Annotated in this window: 2 protein-coding genes and 1 pseudogene; all 3 read left to right on the top strand. The window is 73.3% G+C overall.

Going from position 1 to position 3,175, the window contains the following annotated elements; translation table 11 throughout:
- Positions 1 to 284, top strand: a pseudogene (locus HW445_RS24055) (exopolyphosphatase); the annotation flags it as partial.
- Positions 281 to 1,885, top strand: a complete 1,605-nt coding sequence (locus tag HW445_RS24050; protein WP_180223036.1) for a carboxyl transferase domain-containing protein — start codon at positions 281 to 283, stop codon at positions 1,883 to 1,885. The pseudogene HW445_RS24055 and the gene HW445_RS24050, both read left to right, overlap by 4 nt.
- Positions 1,886 to 1,895: 10 nt before the next feature.
- Positions 1,896 to 3,175, top strand: a 1,280-nt coding sequence (locus HW445_RS24045) for an acetyl/propionyl/methylcrotonyl-CoA carboxylase subunit alpha (RefSeq protein WP_180223035.1), incomplete at its 3' end; no start/stop codon positions are given.

Raw genomic sequence — 3,175 nt, 5'->3', positions numbered from 1 at the left:
ACAAGGGCGGTGACGCCAACGTGGGGGTCTGGGCCCGCGGCGACGAGGCGTGGCGGTGGCTCGCCCACACCCTCACCGTCGAACGGTTCAAGGAACTCCTGCCCGAGACCGGGGGGCTGACCGTCACCCGTCACCCGCTGCCCCACCTGCGCGCGCTGAACTTCGTGGTCGAGGGGATCCTCGGCGAGGGCGTGGCCGCGCAGCACCGCTTCGACCCGCAGGCCAAGGCGCTCGGCGAATGGCTGCGCGCCCGCCGCCTGGACATACCGGAGGCCCTGCTGTGACCGTGCTGCCCACGGCCCTGGACACCGACAGCCCCGAGTACGCGGCCCACCGCGCCGCGCTGCTGGAGAAGCTGGCGGCGCTGGACACCGAACACGCCAAGGCGCTCGCGGGCGGCGGCGAGAAGTACGTCGCCCGGCACCGGGGGAGGGGCAAGCTGCTCGCCCGGGAGCGCATCGAGCTGCTCGTCGACCCCGACACCCCGTTCCTGGAGCTGTCGCCGCTGGCCGCCTGGGGCAGCGAGTACCCGGTGGGCGCCTCCATGGTCACCGGCATCGGCGTGGTCGAGGGCGTGGAGTGCCTGATCACCGCCAGCGACCCCACCGTCCGCGGCGGCGCGACCAACCCGTGGGGGCTGCGGAAGGCGCTGCGGGCGAACGACATCGCGCTGGCCAACCGGCTGCCGGTGGTCACCATGGTGGAGTCCGGCGGAGCCGACCTGCCCTCGCAGAAGGAGATCTTCATCCCCGGCGGCCAGGTCTTCCGCGACCTGACCCGGCTCTCGGCGGCCGGCGTCCCGACCGTCGCCGTGGTGCTCGGCAACTCGACCGCGGGCGGCGCGTACATCCCCGGGATGTCCGACCACGTGATCATGGTGAAGGAGCGGTCGAAGGTCTTCCTCGGCGGCCCGCCGCTGGTGAAGATGGCCACCGGCGAGGAGAGCGACGACGAGTCGCTGGGCGGCGCGGAGATGCACGCGCGGGTCTCCGGGCTCGCCGACTACTTCGCGGTGGACGAGCTGGACGCGATCCGGCAGGCCCGGCGGGTGGTGGCCCGCCTCAACCACCGCAAGGCCCACCCGGACCCGGACACCGCCGTCGTGCGGCCGCCCCGGTACGACCCGGAGGAACTGCTGGGCATCGTCCCGGAGGACCTCAGGACGCTGTTCGACCCGCGCGAGGTGATCGCCCGGATCGTCGACGGCTCGGACTTCGACGAGTTCAAGCCGCGGTACGGCACCAGCCTCACCACCGGCTGGGCCACCCTGCACGGCTACCCGGTCGGCATCCTGGCCAACGCGCAGGGCGTGCTGTTCGGCGCGGAGTCGCAGAAGGCCGCCCAGTTCATCCAGCTCGCCAACCAGCGCGACATCCCGCTGCTGTTCCTGCACAACACCACCGGCTACATGGTCGGCAAGGAGTACGAGCAGGGCGGCATCATCAAGCACGGCGCGATGATGATCAACGCGGTGTCGAACTCGAAGGTGCCGCACCTGTCGGTGCTGATGGGCGCCTCCTACGGGGCCGGCCACTACGGCATGTGCGGGCGGGCCTACGACCCCCGCTTCCTGTTCGCCTGGCCGAGCGCCAAGTCCGCCGTCATGGGCCCCCAGCAGCTGGCCGGGGTGCTCTCCATCGTCATGCGGCAGTCCGCGGCGGCGAAGGGGCAGCCCTACGACGAGGAGGGCGACAAGGCGCTGCGCGCCATGGTGGAGCAGCAGATCGAAGCCGAGTCGCTGCCGATGTTCCTGTCCGGGCGGCTCTACGACGACGGGGTGATCGACCCGCGCGACACCCGGACCGTGCTGGGCATCTGCCTGTCCGCGATCCACACGGCCCCCTTCGAGGGCGTGCGCGGCGGCTTCGGCGTCTTCCGGATGTGAGGGAACTTCTGTGATCTCCAAGGTACTTGTCGCCAACCGGGGCGAGATCGCCTGCCGGGTCCTGCGCACCTGCGCGGAGCTGGGCGTGCGCACCGTCGCCGTCCACTCGGACCCCGACGAGCGGGCCCTGCACACCCGCACGGCCGACGAGGCGGTCCGGCTGCCGGGCGCACCGCCCGCCGACACCTACCTGCGCGGCGACCTGATCGTGAAGGCCGCCCTGGCGGCGGGCGCGGACGCGGTGCACCCCGGATACGGCTTCCTCTCCGAGAACCCGGACTTCGCCCGCCAGGTGCTGGACGCCGGGCTGGTGTGGATCGGCCCGCCCCCGGAGGCGATCGAGGCGATGGCCTCCAAGACCCGGGCCAAGGAGCTGATGGGGCTGGAGCCCCTGCGCGAGGTCACCGGGGCGGACCTGCCGGTGCTGGTGAAGGCGGCGGCCGGCGGCGGCGGTCGCGGCATGCGCGTGGTGCGCCGGCTGGAGGACCTGGAGGCCGAGCTGACCGCGGCGCGGGCCGAGGCGCTGAGCGCCTTCGGCGACGGCGAGGTGTTCGTCGAGCCCTACGTGGAGGGCGGACGCCACGTCGAGGTGCAGGTGCTGGCCGACACGCACGGCACGGTGTGGGCGCTGGGGACCCGCGACTGCTCGCTGCAGCGCCGCCACCAGAAGGTCGTCGAGGAGGCCCCGGCGCCCGGCCTGCCGCCCGGACTCGTCGAGGACCTGCACCGGCAGGCGGTGCGGGCCGCCCGCGCGGTGGACTACGTGGGCGCGGGCACGGTGGAGTTCCTGGTCGCCGACGGCCGGGCGCACTTCCTGGAGATGAACACCCGCCTCCAGGTCGAACACCCCGTCACCGAGGCGGTGTACGGCATCGACCTGGTCGCGCTCCAGCTGCGGATCGCCGAGGGCGGCGCGCTCGATCCCGAGCCGCCCGCCCCGCGCGGGCACGCGGTGGAGGCCCGCCTCTACGCGGAGGACCCGGCGCACGGCTGGGCCCCGCAGACCGGCCTCCTGCACCGGTTCGCCTTCCCGGAGACGGCGGGGGTCCGGGTGGACGCCGGATTCGCCGACGGCGACCGGATCGGCGTCCACTACGACCCGATGCTCGCCAAGGTCGTCGCACACGCCCCGACCCGGGCCGAGGCGGTCCGCAAACTGGCCGGAGCGCTGGAGCGGGCCGCCGTGCACGGGCCGGTCACCAACCGGGGCCTGCTGGTGAACTCGCTGCGCCACGAGGAGTTCGTCACCGGACGGATGGACACCGGCTTCTACGACCGGCACCTCGCCGG

The sequence above is a fragment of the Streptomyces sp. UH6 genome, assembly GCF_013421635.1.
GTDB classification, from domain to species: domain Bacteria; phylum Actinomycetota; class Actinomycetes; order Streptomycetales; family Streptomycetaceae; genus Streptomyces; species Streptomyces abyssomicinicus.
Note: the sequence above shows the minus strand (reverse complement) of the source record. Positions and strands in the feature narration are given on the sequence as shown.